Here is a 21,428-nt window from a genome sequence, read left to right as displayed (position 1 = left end):
GAGCACCCGCCGTCCCGGTCCGGCGGGTGCTCGCGGTGCCGAGTCGGTTTGGGGCACCGGCGGTGCCGGCATACCGAGGCGTCCGAGAGCGCCGAGGTTGCGCCATCATGTAGCGATGCCGCATGGTCTGTCCTATGCCGACGCCGTCAGGATTCTGGGCGGCTCGGGACCGCTCGCCAAGGCCGCCGAGAACCTGCTCGGCGGCGCGCTCACCGTGGCCACCGCGGGCGGCAGCGAGCTCGCGATCAGCCTCTTCGACGCCAAGGCCGAGGTGGTCCGGCTCGGCGGTCTGGTCACGGCCCGAATCGGCGATTCCGTACGCGGGCTGGGGCGCCACGACCGCAGCGAGCGGCTCCAGGCCGCGCACGTCGTCCTGGTGGTCACCGCGTTCTTCACGGAGCTGGACGACTGCCTGACCGCGGCGGGTATCGGTAAACCCGGCTTCACCCGTGACGACCAGCTCCGGTTCGCCGCGGGCGGCGACGGGGGCACGCTGGTCGACCGCCTCCTGCCCGCGCCCGTCCCGCTGCCGGCGCCCGATCTGCCGTACGCGAGCCTCCTGGCCGACATGAAGAACTGGTTCGCCGAGGAGGCCGCGCGCATGGGCCGCCACCTTGCCGGGCTCGCCGTCTGGGACCGGGCCGGCGAGCGCGCCCGCGGCACGCTGACCGACCTGCTCGACCAGCGGCTGCCCGGCGCGGCCGTCGCCCGCTACGACGAGATCCATCGCCGCCTCTGCGCGCAGATCCCCGAGTTCGCGCTCTGGGCCGATCGCCTCGAGGCGCGCGCGACCGCCCGCGGCCTCGAACGTCTCGAAGAACTCCTGCTCCAAGCCGCCTCGGACGGCGACCCGAGCCGGCACCGGGCCGCGCTGGCCCGCGCCTGCCGCGCCGAGCTGGACCGTCCCGTCCTGAGCGGCGACGCGGGCGAACTGCGCCTGCCGACGCTCGGGGCCGGGTACATCGATCCACATTTCCGGGTCAAGGCGGCCGGTCCGGGCGCCCATCCCGCGGACGACCGGTGGTGGACCGGCGCCGCCGTGCGCGCCGACTTCGCCGGGTTCCTCGCCGCCCACCTGACCACGACCCGGGCCACCGAGGCGCCGATGCTGCTGCTCGGCCAACCCGGCGCCGGGAAGTCGTCCCTGACCCGGATCCTCGCCGCCCGGCTGCCCCCCGGCGACTTCTTCGTCTGCCGGGTCCCGCTGCGCGAGGTGCCCGCCGAGGCCGAGATCCAGGACCAGGTCGAGGGGGCCCTGCGCGGGGCGATCGGCGAGACGGTGTCCTGGGCCGAACTCTCCCGCGACGCCGGCGGCGCCCTGCCGGTGATCCTGCTGGACGGCTTCGACGAGCTCCTGCAGGTCACCGGCCTGCACCAGTCCGACTACCTGGAGCGGGTCGCCAAGTTCCAGCAGCGGGAGGCGGCGCTGGGCCGCCCGGTCGCGGTCATGGTCACCAGCCGGATCGCCGTCGCGGACCGCACCCGCCTGCCCGTCGGCGCCCTCGCCGTGCGCCTCGAGCCGTTCGACGACGCCCAGATCGAGCGTTGGCTGACCGTCTGGAACGGGACGACCGCGCCCGTCAAGCCCCTGGCCCCCGACGTGGTTCTGCGCTTCCGCGCCCTCGCCGAGCAGCCGTTGCTGCTGCTCATGCTGGCCCTCTACGACGCCACCGGCCACGCGCTGCAGGACGGCGCCGCGGCTCTCAACGGTGGTCAGCTCTACGAGCGGCTGCTGGCTTCCTTCACCGAGCGTGAGGTGCGCCGGGTACACGCGGGGCAGCCCGACTCGGCCGTACCGCCGCTGGTCGAGCAGGAGCTTCTGCGCCTGTCCGTGGTCGCCTTCGCGATGTTCCACCGGATGCGGCTGTGGGTCACCGAGCGCGAACTGGACGACGACCTCGACGGCCTCGGCATCACGGCGTCGCGTCCGGGCGGTACCGAGGGGTTCCGCAGCCCGCTCACCGCCGGTCAGGAGATGGTCGGACGCTTCTTCTTCATCCAGCGAGCCCAGGCCGTTCAGGAGGACGAACCTCGGCAGACGTATGAGTTTCTGCACGCGACCTTCGGCGAGTACCTCGTGGCCCGACTCGTCGTGCAGGCCGTGCGTGACACCGAGGCGCGGGCGGCGGCGAGCACGCTGGCCCTGCGTCTGGGCCTGTCGAACGACGACGACCTGCTGCGCTCCCTCCTCGGCTTCACGCCGCTGACCGCTCGCGCCACGGTCCTGCCGTTCATCGCCGGCCTGCTCGACGGACCCGACCGCGATTGCATCCGAGGGTGGCTGACCGGCCGCACCGCCCAGGCCGTGACCCGCCCGCAGTACACCGAAAGCCGCTACCGCCCGGTAGCCAAGCGCATCGACCACTGGCTGGCCACCTACTCGTTCAACCTGCTCATGCTGACCCTGGCCTGCGGCGGCGAACTGCGGGCGTCGGACCTGTTCACCCGGGCCGGCGACCCCGCGGCCTGGCTGCGCAACTCGGCTCTGCAATGGCAGGCCGCCATTCCCGGCGACATGTGGATGGACGCCATGGAGGTCCTCACGGTCACCCGCGGTTGGCGCGACGGTCGCCGCGACATCGTCCTCGAATACGCGCGCGAGTGGACGGCTGACCTCCCGGACCCGACGGACGTCTACTGGATCAACGGGCTGGAAGCCGGCGGAAGCCGCGACGTGGCCTTCGCGGCCACCTTCGAGATACCACCCGCGCTCAGGTCCATGCAGCTCAGCAACCGCTTGAGCGACGACGCGCTGCTGCACGCCCTGGAGCCGTTGATCCATCGGATACCCGCGGCGCTGACCCAGTTCGCCACGCGGGAGAACGGCCACAGCTCGGTCGCGCACAGCCTCATCCGGATGTGGCTGGCGGTCCCGCGGCGGCTCTCGTCGAAGGAACTGGTCGCGGCCTACGAGGAGGTGTCCAATGCCGCGGTGGACCTGGCCAACGGCAAGCTGGTTACCGCGAGCGGGGAGGTCACCGAACTGCTGCTGCACACCATGCGCGCCGACGCGTACCGCCTACCCGGCGACAAGGTGTGCGCGATCGTCCACGAACTGATCGACGAGGCGGTCCTCACTCCGGTCGCCGCCGCCAGCGCCGTCTACTGCCTGGCGGCCTCGGACGCCGCAGCCGGCCGGTACGGTGCCGGTCTCGCATCCGACCTGATCCGGGAACACGCGGACGGCATCGACGTCCGCGCGCTCATCCCCGCGTTGCGTGCGCTCGTCGACGGCCAGAAAACCGAGCCCGTGGACCTCGATCGCCTGGTCGCGGCCCTGATCGAGGCCGGACGCCGACCGGAACTCGAACGCGCGGCCCCCGGCCTCGCCGAGTCCCTGTTCGGCGGTGTCTGACACAGCGCTCCGGCCGTGGACGCCCGGGCCGACCCGGCTCCCGCTAACCGGGACGAGCCCGTATCGCCGCGAGCTGGATCTGCAACGCCAGCCGGACCCGCGGCGAATCGAGGTCGATGGTGACGACCTCGGCGAGCCGGCGCATCCGGTGCCGGAGCGTGTTGGGGTGCACGTGCAACTGCCGGGCGGCCGTCCGCGGGTCGCCCTGTTGGGCGAGCCAGGCGGCCAGCGTGGCGACGTAGTCCGTGCCGTGTACCCGGTCGTGGGCGACGAGGTCGGGCAGCGGTCCGCCGACCAGCAGGTCACGCTGCGGCAGCGCGGTGACCACGCGGTGTACCACCACCTCGGCCCAGGCGTCCTCGAACCGCAGCACCGGACCGCGTTGCCGGGCCGCGCCGTGCAACGCCAGCAGTTCTGCCGCCTCCACGCGTGACCGCGGCAGGTCGGTCAGCTGCCTGGCGACGCCACCGGACGCGGCGCGCAGCCCCGGGTCATGCACGGCGATGTCGTGGATCAGCCGCTCCATCCAGAGCCAGGAGCCGGGCCGGTCGCCCTCGTCGACCACGACGGTGAACAGGAGTTCCCCGACGTCGGCGATCACCGGCTGGCGCCACCCGTGCCGGCGGGCGATCGACTCCCACAGGGCCAGGTTGTGCACCATCTCCTCGGTCCCACCGTGCGCCCCGAGCGCGACCACCCGCCACGGACCCGGGGGCAGGCCCAGGTCCTCGCGGCCCACCTGGCCGGGCGCCCGCAGCGCGGCCCGGAGGCGGTCGGCCGACACCCGGCGTACGACGTCGGCCTGCACCCGCAGCCGGAGCAGGTGGAGCGCCAGCACGGACGCCACGCCCTGGACATCGCGCAGGCGGTCGTCCGGCACCGGCCCCTCGACGACGGCCCAGATCGAACCGAGCAGTTCACCGCCCGCGCGGATCGGGACCACGAGCCTGGGCAGCGTCCCGTCCGGACCCTGCGGCACGAAGATCAGCTCGGTTCCCTTCGCGAGTTTGCGGAAGACGCCCCGGGACCGGAAGTGGGCGATCACGTCGCCGGGCACCCGCCGCCCGACGATGGTCGAGACGCGCGCCGGGTCGGTGCGGTCCTGCCGCGAGGAGTAGGCGAGCACCCGGGACAGTCCGTCCTCGATCGTCACCGGGGCGTCGACGATCACGGCCGTCGCGTCGGCGAGGGCGAACAGCTCGTCGTACACCCCGGTCTCGCCGGCCTCCGGCGAACCGGGCGCGGCCGCCCGGTCGATGACCCCGCGCAGCAGCCAGACGAGCTGGGTCCACGACCCGTGGCTCTGCAACTCCACCAGGGTCAGGTCGCGGGCGGCGGCGGACGAGATCACGTCGGGGTGCGAGGCCAGCGGAGGCTTCAGGACGAGGCCGGCCGCCGCGGTCGCCGCGCACCGCTCGATGACGGCGAGCGCCTGGTCCGGCGCGGCGATGCCCGCGCCGAGGACAAGGTCGCCGGGCTGCCCGGTCACCGCCTCGTCGACCTCGGGGAGGGTCACGTCCCGGACCTCCGCCCCGGCGCCGGGGACGACGATCTTGAGCAGCGCGGCGCCGATCGCGTCCACCACCCCGGCCACCGTGATCATGCCCTGAATGATGCCTCAGCATTGTTCGTCCCGCCCAACGACCCGATCGAGCATTGGCCAGGTCGAACAATGACGCCCCCGCGCGGCCGGGCCAGGATTGGGCCCAAGCACCCTTGCGTCGAAGGAGACCGGAATGCCTGACGTCGAGCACGTGCCCGCGCCCCAGCGCGTCGCCGTCATCGGCGCCGGGATGGTCGGGCTGGCCACCGCCTGGTTCCTCGAGGAGCGCGGGGTGGAGGTCACCGTCCTCGACCGCACGGGCGTGGCGGCGGGCGCGTCGTGGGGCAACGCGGGCTGGCTCACACCCGGGATCACCACCCCCCTGCCGGAGCCGGCGGTACTCCGCTACGGGCTGCGCGCCGTCCTGAGCCCGTCGTCGCCGGTCTACGTGCCACCGCGCGCGGACGCGCGGCTGCTGCGGTTCCTGGCCGGCTTCGCGCGGCACAGCACCCCGGCGAAGTGGCGGGCCGCGATGCGGGCCTACATCCCCATGAACCGGCGCGCGTTCGAGGGGTTCGACGCCCTGGCCGCCGGCGGGATAGCGTCGGTGACGCACGAGGCGAAGTCGTTCATCGCGGCGTACCGCACCGAGGCGGAACGGTCGGTCCTGCTGGACGAGCTGGGACACATCCGGGCCGCGGGCCAGCAGATCGAGTTCGACGTGCTGACCGGTGCCGAGGCGCGGGCGGTGGAGCCCTCGCTGTCGGACCGCGTCGGCGCCGCCATCCGCCTGCACGGCCAACGGTTCATCGACCCTGGGCACTACGTCCACGCGCTCGCCGCCTCCGTCCGCGCACGCGGTGCGGAACTGGTGACGGGGGCGGACGTCGTCACCGTGCGAGACGAGGGGGCGGGGATCCGGGTGGTGACCTCCGCCGGCGCGGACGAACGCTATGACGCGGTGGTGCTGGCGACCGGCACCTGGCTCGGTGACCTGGGCCGGCGCTTCGGGGTCCGGACCGTCGTGCAGGCCGGCCGCGGGTACAGCTTCAGCGTCCCGATCGAGTACCTCCCGGCCGGGCCGGTGTATTTCCCGGCACAGCGCGTCGCGTGCACGCCCCTCGGCACCCGGCTGCGCGTCGCCGGGATGATGGAATTCCGCAGTGCGGGCGCGCCGCTGGACCGCCGCCGGGTCCGGGCCATCGCCGAGGCCGCACGGCCGCTGCTGCGCGGCGCCGACCTGGACGACCGTGCCGACGAATGGGTCGGGGCGCGCCCCTGCACGCCCGACGGGCTACCGCTGATCGGCCGGACCAGGTCGTCGCGGGTCTTCGCCGCCGGCGGCCACGGCATGTGGGGCATCACCCTCGGCCCGCTCACCGGCAAGCTGCTCGCCGAGCAGATCACCACCGGCCGGCAGCCCGCCGAACTGCACCCCTTCGACCCGCTGCGCTGACACCATCCACCCCGCCGGGCCACCGCCCGGCCCGGTCAGCGCAGTCCGGCGAACAGGTCATCCTCGGGCGTCGGCGCATCGGTGTTGTCGCGGACCCGGACGAAGGTCTCCACGCCCATCAGTTCGGTGAACCGTTCCTGACCAAGGTGCAGGAAGAAGATGTTCTCGGCCTGGCTGGCGTGCGCCGCCAACGATGCGAACTTCTGCCCGCCGTAGCCGCTCGTGTCCACCCAGGTGGTGATCTCGTCGTCGGGCAGGCCGACCTGCGGCATCGCCTCCGACGGCCCCTCCGGCTCGGGAAACTCGACGCCGATCTCCTTCATCACCCGACCGAACTCCTGAAACGCACTGCGCGGCACGGTGGTCCAGTACACCTTCGCGGGGATGTCCGTCCGCTCGACCGCGGCCATGGTGATGCGGTGCGCCTGGATGTGGTCCGGATGGCCGTAGAAGCCGTTTTCGTCATAGGTGACGACGACGTCGGGCCGGTACCGCCGGATCAACCCGGTCAGCCGGTCGGCCGCCTCCGCCACCGGTGTGTTCCAGAACGCGCCACGCGCGTCGTTGGTCGCCCAGCCCATCATCCCGGAATCCGCATAGCCGAGCGTCTCCAGGTGCGTGACCTTCAACGCCTCGCAACTGGCCGCCAACTCGGCCCGGCGCATCACCGCCACGGCCTGCGGGTCGTGCCCCGGGTCGCCCGGCTTGACCCCGCCGGGCCCGTCGCCGCACCGCCCGTCCGTGCAGGTCACGAGCACCGTCGTAATGCCCTCCGCCGCGTACCGGGCGAGGATGCCGCCGGTGCTGGTCGCCTCGTCGTCGGGGTGCGCGTGCACCGCCATCAAGGTCAGAGATCGCTTAGCCACCCCACCACAATATGAGGGACGCCCGACGCACTAGCATTGCCGCGGTCCGGGCGGCTGCTGAAACGAGGCGAGATGCGTTGGCTGCGGCAGTTGCTGGGTAGCAGGCGGGTCCAGCTCAACCCGGGGCGGCAGCAGGCGCTGCTGTGGGAGGTCCGGCACCGGTACGGCGCCGGCTCACCGGTCCGGTTTCCGGACCAGGTCGAGGCGATCACCCGGCTGCTGAACGACGACGACGGACTGGTGGTGGCGGTCCAGATCGTGACCGAGGCCGCCGACGAGGCACACGCGGACCTGGCGGCCCAGGCGCACGACGTACACCGACGGACGGGCCGGCGGCTCCTGGTGAACCGCCGAAACTACCGGCCGCTGTGGAAGGAAGCCGGGCCGGCGCTGCGGTGCCCCCTGTTCGCGCTGCCGGGCGGCCTCCACCCGTACGCGCAGGTGGCCGCCGCCGTCGCGGTGGTCGGCGGCGGGGCGCCCCGGCTCGGCCGGGTGTCCGACCCGAACCCGCTCCTGACCGGCGTGTTCGAGGTGCTCGACCTCACCATCGCCGGCTGGCAGTACGGCCGGGTGCGGGTGGACACCGATGCCGCAGCCCTGGCCGATCGACTGATCTCGACCGCCGGGCAGATCCTCGCGACCATCGACGACCCGCCCCGACTGCCACCCCCGGTGCGCGAACTGATGCGCCGCAACAACACCCTCGACGTTCACGATCCGACCGGTCCCCGGGTGGTCGGCGGAATCAATCCGGGCGCGCGGATGCGGGAGACCCTGCTGGTCTGAGACGCGGAGGCGCCCGGCGAGTCGTCGGGCAGTGGTGCCGCGCCGCCGGAGACAACCCCGGCGGGCGTGTTGCCAAGCGATACGCCGACACCGAAAGCCGCTACCGATGCGACCGCTTTCCGGCGTGGGCGGATCAGGATGGGATGGCGAGCGTACCGGCGCTGAGGCCGTCGCTGATCTCGCGCGCCAAAGCTGCCCCGGCAATCGCGGCTTCGTCGAGTTCGGTGCGGAACTTGGCGAGTTGCTGGAAGGCTCGTCCGTATGTTTGCTGCTGGGCTAGTGGCAGCACGGGGATGGTCAGCCGCCTGATGTCGATGCGTAGGGTGCCGTTTCCGGTGCCGGACACTCGGCCGGCGACGCGCAGGTTGTCCGTGTGGGATATGACGCCGGCGACGAACCAGGGGTCGAATCGGTTGGGGTCGACCCGTATCAGCTGTACACCTGGCCCGAGTTGGGCTCCGACCTGTTCGGCGGTGGCTACCAGCGCGACGATTGCGCGGCCCAGGACGGGGATGAGGATGTCGTCGGTGCGTACGTGGGGGCCGGGGTCGTCTTCCGTGGCGTGGTTGGCCTCGCCGGTCGCTCCTCTGCCGGCGAGGATGTCGGCGGAGGTGAGCACCGAGCCGGTGGCGGGCGTGCCGGATGGTCGGTTACGGGAGGCCGCGCGTTGCACGGACATGCTGTTGGATCGGATCAGGTCAGCGATGTTGGCTCGGGGCGCTGCCCGTAGCGCTGCCGCTTTCGCCTGCCGTACGGCGGGGAGGCCGTGTCGTACTTCGTTGATGAGTCGGCCGAAGTCGCTGATTCTGCCGATGATGTGGGCGGGATTGTTGGCGAGTTCGTTGGCCTGCGGCAGATAGCGCTGCGGGGTCAGGTCGACCTGGTCGTCGAGCAGGTTTATGGCGGGTACGGTGCGGAAGATGCCGGGAGCTTCGGCGTTGTGGTCGTTCAGGTGGGCGCGCCAGGCTGTTCCGGCGATGTCTGCGGGTGCGCGGTCTTTCGACGCGGTTGTGGTGTCGACGACCAGCAGACCTTCAGCCGGTGGCCTCTGATGGGGCTGGGTGAGTACCCACACGTGCAGGCCGATGCCGGTTGGCGGCATCAGGCCGGCGGGTAGGGCGATGACGGCGCGTAGGGCTCCGCGGCGCACGAGTTCGGCTCGTATGCGGCGACCGGCCGGGCGTTGCGCGGCGGCCGGGGGCATGAGTACGACGGCGGTGCCGCCGGGGGAGAGGTGGGCCAGGGCGTGTTGCACCCAGGCGAGTTCGGGCTCGGTTCGCGGGGGCAGGCCGTAGGTCCAACGTGGATCGTAGGCGAGGCGTTCATGCCCCCAGTCGTGGATGCCGAATGGAAAGTTCGCCACGACGACGTCGGCCCGTAGGTCCGGGAAGGCGTCGGCGAGCAGGCTGTCGCCGACGTGTACGGATGGTGGGGCCGCCGCCTGCCCGGTGCGTCGGGCGCGGAGGTGCACGAACCACAGGCGCAGCAGGGTGATGAGGGCGTACTGCGGGTTGATTTCCTGCGCGTAGCAGTGGAAGGCAGCGCCGTTGCGTAGCGCCCGGTCGGCGGCCATGCGGAGGATCGTTCCGGTGCCGCTGGTGAAGTCGAATGCGCGGGCGCCGGAACCGGCGAGCGTCAGCATCACCTCGGCGACGCCGTCCGGGGTGCCGGCCAGGCCGGAGAGGGACTGGGCCGAGGTGACGTACTGGCTGTGCAGATACTCGAAGGCGGCCTCCGGCTCCTGTTCCCTGCCGAGTTGGTCGACCGTGCGCAGCATGGCGGTGAGCTGCGGTGTCCATGGTTTTGGCAGCACGTTGGCGACCATTTTGGCCAGGCCAGGGTCGAGCGTGCGGAGGCGCGCGATGAGTGGTTTCGTGGTGAGGAGGGCTTCGTCCCCGGTAACCGTTTGATCGGAACGGGCGAGCAGGTAGGCGCCGGCGATGCTGAGTGCGTCGGTGATCTGGGCCGCGGGCTGGTAGCTCTCGATGCGCCGCCAGGCCCACTGCTCGGTGCCTGCCTGGTGCAGCTTGCCGTGCCGGCTCAGCCACTGCTCTACCTCGTGGGCGCTGAAGAACGGGCTGGTCGGAGTGCCGCCGACCGGTATTGGAAAGTCGGCGTACCGGCGGCGCCAGTTGCTCACCGCCGCCCTGCCGACGTTGGCCAGTCGGGCGATGCCGCTGGCGGTCAGAGTGGCCTCTCCGGCGGGCACGCCCGACTCTGCTGTCACGCGTGAACGTTAGCACACGATAGGCACTTGAAAACCGCATTCACAGACTCTACAGTCGCGGGTGTTCCGGTTCACCAGGCATAGCGAGGGGGCTCCAATGCCGCGTCGTGGATACAGCACGAGCATCGGAAAGATCGCCAAGTTTTACCAGGACCGCCGCGTCTCCGAGATCCGCGTGCTCGGCGATCAGCTGCGCCAGGAGCTGCGCGCCGCCTCCGGCAATCGCCCGGAGACGCACGGCACGCGGCAGGAGCCGCCGGCCCGCTGACCGAATTCATCCCAACCCGACGACCGAAGGAGGACCATGAACACCCTTGCTCGCACCCGCGGCGCCACCCGCATCGACCACCTGCTTCCCGCCGATCCCCTACCTGTTTGAGGGCGCACAGCGGTACTGCTCCGGCAGCGGGCGCATCGCCGCCCCCGAGGTGTACGCGCGGGTTCGCCTCGACCCCGTGCTGGGCGCCGCCGTCGCGGCCGCCTACATGGTCGCGCCGGCACGCGATGAGCGGGCCTTTCCCGCGTACGCCGCGTTCTGCCGCGAGACCGTGCGGCAGTACCACTTCCTGGTCGGCCGGGTCGAGTTCGGTGGCCTGGGCGTGGCGGTACGGATCGTCGACGAGGACCCGTACGCCGATGTCGAGTCCTTGGTGGACGATCTGCGGCGCCGCCGGCTGAAGGTCTGGGCCAGCGAGGCGAGCGGCAATCCACACCCGTATCTCAGCGACGGGGAGAACGACATGTTCCGTGCGGTGCACGACGCCTTCGGGCACGCGGCCAGCGGTCGTGGCTTCGATCGGCACGGTGAGGAGGCGTCCTGGCTGAAACACTGCCGGATGTACTCGCCACTGGCCGGGCGCGCCATGACAACCGAGACGCGCGGGCAGAACTGTGCGCACATCTTCTACTACCGGGGCGGCCGGTTCCCGGAGCAGAAGGCGGTCCTCTTACCCCGGGCGTTCAGTGATCCGCGTCTGGTGTGGACGGAGGGATCAACGGCGGGGTGGAAGCGCCCCCATCGAGCCGCTCAATCTCCCGCCGCAGATCCAGCACGGCGGGGTGCTCGGGCCCGTCCGCCCGGACCCGGTCCTCCAGCAGCATGGTGAGCTGGCGCAGGGCGCGGTCACGCTCACCGAGCGGCACGTGGGCGCGGGCGGCGCGCAGTCGGGAGTCGAACACCATCGGGTGGTCGTTGCCGTGCAGCCGCGCGTGATGGTCGGCGAGCCGGCGCCACTGGCGGGCCGCCGCGCGGAACTGGCCGGCGGTGTGCATCTGCTCCGCCTGGTGCGCGACGTCTCCCGCGTCGAAGGCCGTGTGTCCGGTCGGTGGCGGCAGCAGGCTGTGGCGGTCCGCCGCCGGCATGCGCGCGTCGGCCCGAATGCTCCCCGCACACGCGGGGATGGTCCCGAGGTCGACCACGTCACAGCGGGCGACAACCAATGCATAACCGGACGCTTCAAGCGCGGGTTGCGTCGACTTCAGACCTAAGTTGCAGCTGCTTCAACTGCTCGCCCCGCAGGCCCACGCAGTCCAAGGCCCAGAAGGCGTCGGAGTATACGAAGGTGCCCGTCATCCATTCCTCGTACGAGGACAGTTTGGCGACCTGGAAAGCGCCTGGTACGTAGCGCAGTGTGGGCGGGCGAAAGCCCAACTTCGTGGCGTCGGTGAAGCCGCGCTCACCGTAGTAGTGCGGTGAACCCTCCAAGAACACCAAAGGAACGCCCCGGTTTTCCGCTCCCGCGAGAGCGTGCGCCACAAGTCGAGTACCGATTCCTTGGCGCTGGAACTCCGGTAACACCCCGAGGGGCGACAGCGACAACACGTCCACGAGCCGGGGCAGCGCGTCCAGCCGGCAGGCACTGAGCATCACGTGCCCGACCACGCGGTCGCCGATGGTAGCGACCAGTGACAACGACGCCAGCGATGCCGGAGCGATGCGTAGCGCGTCAACAAGCGCAGGAACCCGCTCGCCGTCACCGAATGCCTGCGTGTGAACCGCTCGCACCGCCTCGTGATCTTCGGCTCGTTCCTGCCGGATCACCAGCTCAACACGTCCGCCCTGGGGGTCGTTGTTTGAAGTCACGGCGCGAGGCTAGCCCTGGAACGATCATGTGGCGAGCGATTAAATCAACGCGGGTCGTAATCCCGACGATTCAGGCGCTGTCGCCGGGCGGACGGTACGACGCCTTCGATGTTCTGCGCGCGGCTGAACTCGTCGAGGAAGAGCGGCAGCTCACGACACGCTAATTTGGGGACACCCCAAGGCAGAGGAGAGCCCCCGTGGGCAAGGTGGTGATGTACAGCTCGGTGTCGGTGGACGGCTTCGTCGCGGACGAGAAGGATCAGCCCGGACCGCTGTTCGACTGGTTGTCCAGCGGTGACGTCGCGTTGGACGAGAGCGGCGAGTTGAAGGTGTCGCAGACGTCGTTTCACTTCGTCGACGGCGTCGAGGCAGCCGTGGCCGAGGCGCAGGAGCTTGCGGGGTGACCGCATCGTCGAGGTCGCCGCTGGCGAGGTCGGTGGTCAGGTGCTTGCCGCGGGCCTGATCGACGAGGTACGGATGGACGTCGTACCCGTCGTGTTCGGATCCGGCAAGCGCTACTTCGGGTCGGTCCACGCGCAGCACCTGCTGGAGGATCCTGACGCGGTGATTCAGGGCAATCGGGTGCTTCACCTGCGCTATCGGGTGCGCCGCTGACCGAGCTGAGCGTCCACACAGCGCGGTGAGGACTGCCGCAGCTCCGTTTCACCTCTCTGCCGATGTTGCCCGGGAAGGGGTTGGCAGCCAGGTGGGCGCGTGCTGACGCCTCGACGATCCTGGGGCCGCGGTCGACCGTACGGCTCGGTAGTTGGTGCCGCTCGTGGCGGTTGGATGGCGGTTATTGGTCTGGGCCTGGAGCAGTTGCGGCCCAGCAGGGTGGACTTGCCGGCGCCGTCCACGTCGTGGGCAGAGCAGACCCGACCGGGCGTAGGGCGACCCAACGCCCTGATGAGGACCATCCCCACCTGCGCGGGGAGCACGGGAGCGTCCTCACCGGCTACACATCGGTCACGGATCGGGACAGGTTGGTCGGTCGGTCCGCGTCGCGTCCCCGTTCGGTTGCCCACCGGACGGCGAACCGGTGGAGCCGGACGAGTTCGGCCATTGGGTCCCTTGTGGATACCTCAAGCCGGGCGCCGGTGTCGAGTACGGCCTGCCGCTGCACGCCGGCCAGCGGGGCGAGCGACCAGACGAGGGTTGTGGCGTCGGCGACGGCGATCGGCCCGTGCCGGTACTCGCCACGCGGGTAGGTTTCGGCCCACACCGCGGCCGCCTCGCGGCACTTGAGCGCGGCCTCCTCGCCGATCGCGGTGGACCAGTCGTGTCCGAGGATGACGAGCTGGCGTTCCGGCGTCGGCGGGAGGTCGCTCGCGAGAGCCTCCTTGGCCTCGGCGATGACCGCCGTCAGGTCCTCGCCGAGGGAGGCGCGGAACAGCGCGAGGGCGGTCGTGGCGAACCGGGTCTGCACGACGGACTGCTCGTCGGCGAACTTCAGCGGCACGACGCGGGTGGCGGCGGCCGCGACGGGGGTGTCGACCACACCGATGACGGCGGTGCGCGGTACGCCGGCGGGCAGCTGGGCCAGCGCGTCGATCACCTCGACCGAGGTGCCCGAGCGGCTGAGCGCCATGATCCGGTCGTACGGCCGCAGCCGGGTGGGCAGTTCGCTGGCCACCGCCGCGTCGGTCTCACCGTGCCCGGCCTGCTCCCGCAGCCAGGCGTAGGCCCGGGCGATGTAGTACGAGGTCCCGCAGCCGATCACGAGGACGCGTTCGCCGTGCCGCGGCAGGGCGGCGCTATGCGTGCCCGCCACCTCGACCGCCCGCGTCCAACACTGTGGCTGTGTCTCTATCTCGGCGGTGGTGATGGCGCCGGGCGACGGCTTCACGGTTGGTCCTCTTCTGCCGTTCGTGATGTACGGCGGTGAGCTCACTCACGAGCACTCCCCGCCGCCGGGGCGGTCCGTTCGACGAACGTAAGTGGTATGTGATTGGCTCGTCAACGGCCGATGACGGTAACCAATGGTTTGGTTCCGTCGCTCCTGGTGGCGCGCAGGCCACGTGGGCGACTGGTTCGAGGATCGGTCGACCGAACGAGGATCGAGCAAACCGGTATGGTTCTGGTATGACCGGTGCGAGCACGCGGATACCCCGCGGCCTGTTCGCCGATGACGCGCTCCCCCTGTACGAGCACCGCCGTGCAGCTGCTCGACGACCTACGCGCCGCCGCCGCCCGCGCTGGTGACCGGCTGCCCTCCGAGCGGGCGCTGGCGGCCCGGTACGCCGTTTCGCGCGTGACGCTGCGAGCCGCCCTCGCCGAACTGGAATCGCGCGGCATCGTGCGACCCTCGTCGTCGCGCGGCTGGTTCGTCGCCGACCTCGACCAGTTCCCCGACCCGGCGGTGACGCCCCCACGGCAGCCGCCCAGGTGCAGGGCCTCGCCGACTTCGCCCGCGTCAACGGTCTGCTGCCCAGCAGCCGGGTCCTCTCCGCCGCGGTCCGACCGGCAACGGTGTCCGAGGCCGAAGACCTCCGCATCGCCCCCGGCGCCGACCTCGCGACCCAGCTGACCTTCAACCAGGCCAACCGCCCGATCGAGCTGACCGTCCAGGTCTACCGCGGGGACCGCTACCGCTTCCGCGCCTCCATCACCAACCAGCCCTGATCAGGCGTCCTTCCGGTGCCGCCGCTCAGTCGATGAGCCGCCACCTGCTCACCCGTGCGCAGTCGACTTCGAAGTCGAGGCCCAGGACGGGTGGCAGGGCAGGCTGTCTGGTGTAGCCGGTCCGCCGCACACCGGGTAGTGCGCGCTCCAGGTGACTCCGAAGCTCCCTGACTTCGAATTTGGTATATACGTTGAGGTTCAGGGGAGCGTCTGGCGCGATGCGCAGCGCCTTGAAACGGTCGCGGACCACGTCGAGAACAGCGTCCCGCTTTGCCGCTAGTCCGCGGTCGGAATAGTCGCCGTGTGCGGTGATCCGGTCCGGCGTGAAGCCTCTGCTCGCCTCTGACACGCCTGACATCACGAAGTCAGGGCGGGCGAGGGACACCCGCGGCGCGAGCAGGAAGATCACGGCTACTGCGGGCGTCGGCGAGCCGTCCTCTTCGACGACCGTAGTCCGGGCGACGGGGCTGCGTCCGTCTGTCAGCAAACCGCGCGCGTCCAGGTGAGCGAGGTAGTACCGGTTGAGCGAGGCGAACTCATCGACGGTCAAGGGGCGGGGAACCCGCAGGTGGAGCCCTACGAGCGCGGTCGGTCCGAGTCGGTTCCCAGCGGTCTGGCGATCGAGCCACTCGAACGCCTCCGCGAGGTCGCGCGGCTCGGCGAACTGCCAAGCCTCGATACCGAACCCGGGTTCGACCACGACGCCACCCGAGTATGCTGCGCCCGCGGCCAGATAGCGGAAGTGGCCGGACGCGTGAAGGGCCGCCCCATTGTTCATGTCGCTCTTCTCCTCATCGACGATCAGTCAGCGGCTGAGGTGGGGTCCAGATCAGCGGGGATGTGCATGTGACCGGACATGATCGGACGGCCGGTCTGCACGACGCTCACACGTTCGACTCCTGTCGCCTGGTCCGGTTCGGGGGAGCCGTAGCCCACGTCTATCGTGAGTGTGCCGCTCGCGTGGCCCAGGACGACGCGCTTGTCGCGCTCCGGGCAATCGGCTTGCGGACCGCGTAGGCCGACGGCAACCGCGGTCGCCATGGCCGCGCTGAGCGGGAGGGCCCCATGGACCAGTCCGCCGGAAAGCATCCGGACGGCCGCGGTCACGCTCTGTGGCAGGCCGAGGTCGGGGAAGGCGCCCATCCGCGAATCGCAGAGCACGCCCACAAATGGCAGTGCCTTTGCCTCGACGCCGGCCGTCTCCTGGCTCTCCGCAAGTCCACAGCGGACCGCTGACCAGCGGCGAACCTCCTCAAGCTGGGTGAGCAGGCGCCCGTCCCCCATGATGTCCTCGCGCTGCCATCCGGGCCACCTCCCGAGGCTGTCGTGGTGAACCAGGACGACGGGGTTGACGACGTCGATGAGCGTCACCCGTACCGTGCCCGCGTCTGTGGCAACACGGTCAAGACCGGACCCCGACGGATAGAGGGTTCCGGTTACGGCGCCAGCGGGACGCAGGAAGGTCGTCACGACGCCGGCCCCTGTGCCGGGCACACCGCCCATCGTCACGTCGCCGTGGTAGCGGACTCTGCCGCTCTCCACCGGAACCTCAACCCAGACGACGTGCCCCGTATTGACGTCGTGGACGCGCACTCGCGTCAGCGGCTCGATCGCGCGTACCAGATCGGAGTCGACCGCGAACTGACCGACGGCCGTGACGAGATTGCCGCAGGTTCCCCGGCGATCGACCTCACCGCTCGCCACGTCGACCTGGTGGTAGGTGTAGTCCACGTCGCAGTCGGCCCTCGACGGCCTCCCGACGCTGGCTACCTTGCTCGTCGTCACGTTGCCACCACCCGCGCCGTCGGCCTGGCGGTACGTCGGATCCGGGCTGCCAACGAGGCGGGCGAGAAGCCGGTCGCGCTGCTGCGGCGGGAACCGCTCAAGATCCTCGGCATGGAGGAGGAGACCCCGACTCGCCCCTCCCCTCGCAAGGACCGCAGGAATGGTCAGCCGGGTCACGTTCTGTCCGCAACTGTCGTGACACACCTGACCAACTCGTCGAGGCTGGACGCGCCGGTCAACGAGCGCAGGGCCGCTTCCACCTCCGTGCCGGACCCGCCAGTGAGCGAGTGGAACTTGTCCCACAGCAATGACGGCGCCATCGGGTTCGAGGGGTGCCCCGGGGGCGTCTCCACCTCGACCGTCCGCGTCGTTCCGTCAGCGCGGTGTACGGTCACCCGCCCTCCGAGGTACCCGGACCATCGTTGGTCCTCCTTGACGGACATCATGCGCAGGAACCGCTGAGTAATGGGTTCATTCAGCGCATTTACGCCGAGTTCCGCCAAACCACACCGCCCGTGCGCCAAGGCGGTCGCGACGCACAGGGGCAGGCTGAACTGGGCGGACTCCCGGTTCGTCACGCTCCAGCGGTCCGGTCCGGCTGCCGATGCGGCCACCTTCGGCGGTACCTCAACGGTCATCGAGGTCACCGCATCAGGGTCCCAGCCGTCATCGGCCGCGATCTCGCAGGCCGCGGCGATAGCGGCGTGGGCGGTGAAGACGGCGGGGAATGCCTTGACCGTTACGTCCGTGCACGTCAGGAGTTCAGCGCCAGCGGAGAAGTTCCCACCCACCATCGTGTTGAAGCCTCCCGGTGCCTCGAAGACACCCGCCGGGCCACGGACTCCGCCGCGAGCGAGTTCAAACGCCGCCCACGCGGAACGCGATGCCATCCCGCTTGCAGTGCTCTTCGTGTCCGAGATGCCGCCGGAGAAGACGGCGCCCAGGGTCGGCGCCGTGGCGGCGGCGATCGCGACCGCGTTCTCGAACACGTCGGGCTCGGCGTCTGTCAGGTGGCTGAGGAACGCCGCACCGGAGATCGCCCCGAGCGTCGCCGCAGGCGCCCAACCTTTGGCTAGCAGGCCATCCCAGCACTGGCCTGTGGTGAGGTAGATGCGGTAGCCATAGGCGACGGCAGCGAGAAACTCCCGTCCGGACCAGGCTGACCTGGCCCCGAGGGCCAGAGCGATCGGAATCACCTGCTCGCTGGGGTGGGTGTTGTTTCGGTACGAGGCCACGTCATTGAAGTCGAGCGCCCGGATGACAGCGCCGTTGACGATCAGGGCGGCCTCGGGGACGAGACGAACCGCGCTTCCGATGGTCGGGGAGTCGCCGGCCTGTCCCGCGTACGCGCGGTGCAGCCTGCTCGCCACGCCTTCGGACGCGCCGGCGAGGGCGCACCCGACGGTGTCGACGACCAACTCCTCCGCCCGGCCGAATTCGGTATCCGAGATGGGTGTGCGACACCATTCCTGAACGGCGTCGACGTAGGTCCGCAGGTCTGTTCTCATGGTCTGCCACCGTCCACGTTGAGCACCTCACCAGTGATGTAGCCCGCCTCGCGTGAGGCGAGATATGCGACCGCGCTCCCGATCTCCTCCGGGATCGCCATCCGTCCTATGGGGATTGCCATGGCTCGTTGTGCCAGTAGCTCCAGTGGGCGCTCCCTCATCCGGGGGGTGTCCACCGCGCCCGGAGCAACGCAGTTGACCGTCACTCCCGTTGCCGCCACCTCCTTGGCCAGGGACCTCGTGAACGCGTCCAGGCCGCCCTTCGCCGCGCAGTAGACGGCCATCCCACTGCCGCCGGTCTGACCGCCCAGGGAAGAGATGCTGACGATCCGGCCGAAGCCCCGGCGGACCATGACGGGCAGCGCCGCGTGGGTGCAGGCCAAGGCGGCGTGGAGCGAGCTGAGGCTCCGCGCCCACTCCTCGGGTTGGCGATCGAGGAACGGCCCCACCGGTTCGGGCAGCGCGGCGTTGTTGACGAGCACGTCGATTCGGCCGTGCCGCTCGATGATGCTGCTCACCATGGTCGCCGCGAAGCCCGGGTCGGTGACGTCACCGACCAGTGACCTGTCGGGCGGGGGCTGGCGCAGTTCGGAGGCGAGGCGAGCGACTCCCTCGGGCCGAATGTCGTTGAGTGCGAGGGTGGCGCCGGCGCCGGCGAACACGCGGACGACTCCGGCCCCGATTCCCGATCCGGCGCCCGTCACCAGGCAGATGAGGCCATCAACACCGTGGCTTGCCTCACTCATCTGCTACGACACTGTTGGTCAGTGAACCCACAACCTCGACGGAGGCGGTCATCGTGTCCCCTGGCTGAAGGAACCGGTTGCGCGCCTTACCGACGCCTGCGGGTGTGCCCGTCGCGATGATGTCGCCTGGCATCAGCGTGACGATCTTGCTGATGAAGCTGATGAGCTGCTCGGTAGGGAAGATCATGTCTCTGGTCGAGGCCCGCTGCATGGTCTTGCCGTTGAGGTCGAGCGTGATTTCGAGTTCGCCCGGGTGCGCCACCTCGTCGGGCGTCACGATCCACGGCCCGACGCAGCAGAATGTATCGAACCACTTGCCGTGCAACCAGTCGTAGAAAACATCGCGTGGGCGGGTCATGGTGCGAGACGGGACGTTCATCCGGCGGGCTGAGATGTCGTTGACCACCGTGTAGCCCGCGACATACGTCAGGGCCTCCTCGACAGGGACGTCGTGCGCCGGCTGGCCGATCACCACGCCGAGTTCTGCCTCCCAGTCCACACGTTCGCCGAGCAACCGGGGCAGCCGCACGGCCGCCCGGTGCGGGTTGAGCGAGCTCTGTGGTTTGTTGAAGAGCCAGGGGTTGGTCTCTGTTCCGGGCACGAACTCGATCGTCCCGGTCTCTTCGATGTGTGCGCGGTAGTTGGCCGCCACTGCGATCACATGCTGCGGCCGGGGAACCGGTACCTGGAAGGAGACGGACGCGATGGGAATGCCCCGGTGGCCGTTGTCGGCGCCCCTGGCGACATCCAGGAGGCGCATCCAGGCATCCGGCCCGGCGCTGAGAACCTCGCCGAGGTCACGTTGCCCGAGTCCGGCCGTTGCCATCGGCCCTGACACGTCCACGACATCGTGCTCCCGGACCAGCGCGATGCTTCGCGACGCGTAGTCCTCGCCGATGGTCGCGAGCTTCATGCGTCCTGCCTTTCTTGGTTCGTGAGGCCGGTACGGATCTCGGCCGGGCTGGCCGTGAGGGCAGCCCAGTCGACGGCTGTCCGCGGGTCGGAGGGATCGATGACGCTGAGGTTGGGACTGACGTCGAAGTGGAATGGGACGTGACCCCGGATGTCGCGCTCGACAGTGACTCCGCGGACTATGGCATCGAGGCGCAGGCCCGATTCGCGGAGCGAGAAGATCGCACGCTCGGTGACGAACGTGACGTGGTGCCCGTCGCGCAGCGCCCGCTGCCCATTGAAGGTGATCTGCTCGACCGCGCCGACGAACCGGTCGATGGTGCCCTCCTGGTCGATGACTAGCCGGCCCTGCTCGATCCGTTCGCGGAGGCCGCCAGTGGTGAGCGTGCCGCAGAACAGCAGGCGGCGTATGCCGTGCGCGATGTTCGGGAATCCGCCGCAGCCCACCATCATTTGGCCGAACCTGCTGACGTTGACGTTGCCCGACGCGTCCACCTGCCCGAAGGACAGCACGGCGACGTCAGGGCTTCCTCCCTCGTAGAACGTGAACACGTCGAACTGGTCGAGGACGGCTTCGGGGTTACGGCTCACGCCACCGACCTGAGGCCAGCCGCCCATTGGGCCCTGTTCGACGGTGAAGTAGATGTCCTGCCGTCCGCGCCGGCGGGCGGCCTCCGGCACGTCGTACATGGGGATGCCGGCACCGAGATTCACGGTGCTTCCCTCGGGAAGGAGTTGGACGGCCAGTTCCGCGACGAGGTCCCTGACTCGACCCAGGTTGGCCGGGCTGGGCAACTCGACCCGCTGCGCGCCGATGAGTGCCGGGTCCTGCTCGTCCTCCCAGGGCTCGTCGCCGCGAACCACGGCCGCATCGACCATTGCGCCGGGGACGCGAACGAAGCGCGCGGGTAGGTCACCAAGCCTGATGATCCGATCGACCTCCGCTATGACTTTGCCGCCCGAATTGTGTGTGGCCAGGACGACATCGAATAGCCCGTGGTCGAAGGCCTGCCCGTGAACGTACAGATTGCCGCGTTCGTCGGCGGCTGTCGCCTTAACGAGCCCGATATCGATGCGTGTGGACGGGTAGAAGATGTGCTCTTGTCCGTCGATCTCGATGATGCGGCTGCGGCACTCGACCGCAGCGTCGTTCATTCGCCCGCCCTCCAAGCGGGGATCGATATAGGTACCCAGGCCCACCCGAGTCGATAAGCCGACGCTCCCGGCTCCGATCGACCGAAGCCACTGGATGACCGAGCCCATGGGAAAGTTGTAGGCGGCCACCCTGTTCTCGCGGATCAGCCGATTGATCTCCCTGGTCGGTGCCCGGCTGAAGCTCCCGGACACCAGCGTGTCCATGAGTCCCTCGACCGCGAGGCGATTCAGCCCGGTCTCGTCGCCGCCCACCCCGCCGCGCGTCCGTTCGATCATCGAGACCGCCACAACGGTCAGACCGCGGGGCGTTCCCGACCGTGTGAACCGGTCGGCGAGAGCCGTCAGCATCGTTTCCGGCACGGCCCGGTAATACTGCAACGGCGG

At 70.1% G+C, this 21,428-nt stretch carries 18 protein-coding genes and 2 pseudogenes; 9 read left to right on the top strand and 11 right to left on the bottom strand.

The annotated features are described in order from the left end of the window. The first annotated feature begins 115 nt into the window (after positions 1–115). A complete protein-coding gene (locus tag KJS59_RS09470; RefSeq protein ID WP_213452167.1) occupies positions 116–3,355 on the top strand; it encodes an NACHT domain-containing protein in 3,240 nt (1,079 codons plus the stop codon). A 43-nt stretch (positions 3,356–3,398) separates the two neighbouring features. Here KJS59_RS09470 and KJS59_RS09465 read toward each other — a convergent pair whose 3' ends face one another. After that, positions 3,399–4,958, bottom strand: a complete 1,560-nt coding sequence (locus tag KJS59_RS09465) for a PucR family transcriptional regulator (protein ID WP_213452165.1) — start codon at positions 4,956–4,958, stop codon at positions 3,399–3,401. Between the two features lie 133 nt (positions 4,959–5,091). On the opposite strand from KJS59_RS09465, the gene KJS59_RS09460 reads away from it, so the two are divergent. Beyond that, complete coding sequence (locus KJS59_RS09460) at positions 5,092–6,354, top strand: NAD(P)/FAD-dependent oxidoreductase (protein ID WP_213452163.1); 1,263 nt, start codon at positions 5,092–5,094, stop codon at positions 6,352–6,354. Between the two features lie 35 nt (positions 6,355–6,389). Here KJS59_RS09460 and KJS59_RS09455 read toward each other — a convergent pair whose 3' ends face one another. Beyond that, positions 6,390–7,220 carry a PIG-L family deacetylase gene (locus KJS59_RS09455; RefSeq protein WP_213452161.1) on the bottom strand — a complete coding sequence of 277 codons (831 nt, stop codon included), beginning with the start codon at positions 7,218–7,220 and terminating at the stop codon, positions 6,390–6,392. Positions 7,221–7,292: 72 nt separating this feature from the next. On the opposite strand from KJS59_RS09455, the gene KJS59_RS09450 reads away from it, so the two are divergent. Then, on the top strand, positions 7,293–8,006 hold the full coding sequence (locus KJS59_RS09450; protein ID WP_213452159.1) for a hypothetical protein: 714 nt from the start codon (positions 7,293–7,295) through the stop codon (positions 8,004–8,006). Between the two features lie 133 nt (positions 8,007–8,139). Here KJS59_RS09450 and KJS59_RS09445 read toward each other — a convergent pair whose 3' ends face one another. Continuing rightward, positions 8,140–10,233: an HsdM family class I SAM-dependent methyltransferase gene (locus KJS59_RS09445; RefSeq protein ID WP_213452157.1), complete on the bottom strand. Its 2,094-nt coding sequence runs from the start codon at positions 10,231–10,233 to the stop codon at positions 8,140–8,142. A gap of 97 nt (positions 10,234–10,330) precedes the next feature. On the opposite strand from KJS59_RS09445, the gene KJS59_RS09440 reads away from it, so the two are divergent. The 3 genes from KJS59_RS09440 to KJS59_RS09430 are packed head-to-tail and all read left to right on the top strand — an operon-like array spanning position 10,331 to position 11,721. Further along, the gene (locus KJS59_RS09440; RefSeq protein WP_213452155.1) at positions 10,331–10,501 is read left to right on the top strand and encodes a hypothetical protein; all 171 of its coding nucleotides are present in this window, start codon (positions 10,331–10,333) and stop codon (positions 10,499–10,501) included. 46 nt (positions 10,502–10,547) lie between these two features. Beyond that, positions 10,548–11,339 carry a hypothetical protein gene (locus KJS59_RS31025; RefSeq protein ID WP_249714006.1) on the top strand — a complete coding sequence of 264 codons (792 nt, stop codon included), beginning with the start codon at positions 10,548–10,550 and terminating at the stop codon, positions 11,337–11,339. Then, positions 11,293–11,721, top strand: coding sequence for a hypothetical protein (locus tag KJS59_RS09430; RefSeq protein ID WP_213452153.1), 429 nt, complete (start codon positions 11,293–11,295; stop codon positions 11,719–11,721). The genes KJS59_RS31025 and KJS59_RS09430 overlap by 47 nt, the downstream gene beginning before the upstream one ends. On the opposite strand, the gene KJS59_RS09425 is transcribed toward KJS59_RS09430, so the two are convergent. Next, entirely contained in the window at positions 11,690–12,316 is a 627-nt protein-coding gene (locus KJS59_RS09425) for a GNAT family N-acetyltransferase (protein ID WP_249714005.1), read from the bottom strand. The two genes, KJS59_RS09430 and KJS59_RS09425, sit on opposite strands and share 32 nt — an antisense overlap. A gap of 197 nt (positions 12,317–12,513) precedes the next feature. On the opposite strand from KJS59_RS09425, the pseudogene KJS59_RS09420 reads away from it, so the two are divergent. After that, positions 12,514–12,931, top strand: a pseudogene (locus KJS59_RS09420) (dihydrofolate reductase family protein). A 340-nt stretch (positions 12,932–13,271) separates the two neighbouring features. Here the strand turns inward: KJS59_RS09420 and KJS59_RS09415 are convergent. Beyond that, on the bottom strand, positions 13,272–14,162 hold the full coding sequence (locus KJS59_RS09415; RefSeq protein ID WP_249714004.1) for an SIS domain-containing protein: 891 nt from the start codon (positions 14,160–14,162) through the stop codon (positions 13,272–13,274). A gap of 279 nt (positions 14,163–14,441) precedes the next feature. On the opposite strand from KJS59_RS09415, the pseudogene KJS59_RS31960 reads away from it, so the two are divergent. After that, a pseudogene (locus KJS59_RS31960) lies at positions 14,442–14,633 on the top strand (GntR family transcriptional regulator); the annotation flags it as partial. 68 nt (positions 14,634–14,701) lie between these two features. Next, positions 14,702–14,938, top strand: coding sequence for a GntR family transcriptional regulator (locus tag KJS59_RS31020; RefSeq protein ID WP_249714003.1), 237 nt, complete (start codon positions 14,702–14,704; stop codon positions 14,936–14,938). Positions 14,939–14,963: 25 nt separating this feature from the next. Here the strand turns inward: KJS59_RS31020 and cnbZ are convergent, their stop codons facing one another. From cnbZ to KJS59_RS09380, 6 genes are all read right to left on the bottom strand, one after another. Next, positions 14,964–15,716, bottom strand: a complete 753-nt coding sequence (cnbZ, locus tag KJS59_RS09405; RefSeq protein ID WP_213452149.1) for a 2-amino-5-chloromuconate deaminase CnbZ — start codon at positions 15,714–15,716, stop codon at positions 14,964–14,966. Positions 15,717–15,739: 23 nt separating this feature from the next. Continuing rightward, positions 15,740–16,900: a PrpF domain-containing protein gene (locus KJS59_RS09400; RefSeq protein ID WP_213452147.1), complete on the bottom strand. Its 1,161-nt coding sequence runs from the start codon at positions 16,898–16,900 to the stop codon at positions 15,740–15,742. Next, positions 16,897–18,231: an MmgE/PrpD family protein gene (locus tag KJS59_RS09395; RefSeq protein WP_213452145.1), complete on the bottom strand. Its 1,335-nt coding sequence runs from the start codon at positions 18,229–18,231 to the stop codon at positions 16,897–16,899. Before KJS59_RS09395 ends, KJS59_RS09400 begins: the two co-directional genes overlap by 4 nt. Next, complete coding sequence (locus tag KJS59_RS09390; protein WP_213452143.1) at positions 18,228–18,977, bottom strand: SDR family NAD(P)-dependent oxidoreductase; 750 nt, start codon at positions 18,975–18,977, stop codon at positions 18,228–18,230. The genes KJS59_RS09395 and KJS59_RS09390 overlap by 4 nt, the downstream gene beginning before the upstream one ends. After that, positions 18,970–19,890 (bottom strand): fumarylacetoacetate hydrolase family protein, encoded by a 921-nt coding sequence (locus KJS59_RS09385; RefSeq protein ID WP_213452141.1) that lies wholly within the window; start codon positions 19,888–19,890, stop codon positions 18,970–18,972. Before KJS59_RS09385 ends, KJS59_RS09390 begins: the two co-directional genes overlap by 8 nt. After that, a partial coding sequence (locus KJS59_RS09380) for a CoA-transferase (protein ID WP_213452139.1) occupies positions 19,887–21,428 on the bottom strand: 1,542 nt, incomplete at its 5' end. The genes KJS59_RS09380 and KJS59_RS09385, both read right to left, overlap by 4 nt.

The organism is Rhizomonospora bruguierae (assembly GCF_018397995.1).
GTDB classification, from domain to species: domain Bacteria; phylum Actinomycetota; class Actinomycetes; order Mycobacteriales; family Micromonosporaceae; genus Rhizomonospora; species Rhizomonospora bruguierae.
Note: the sequence above shows the minus strand (reverse complement) of the source record. Positions and strands in the feature narration are given on the sequence as shown.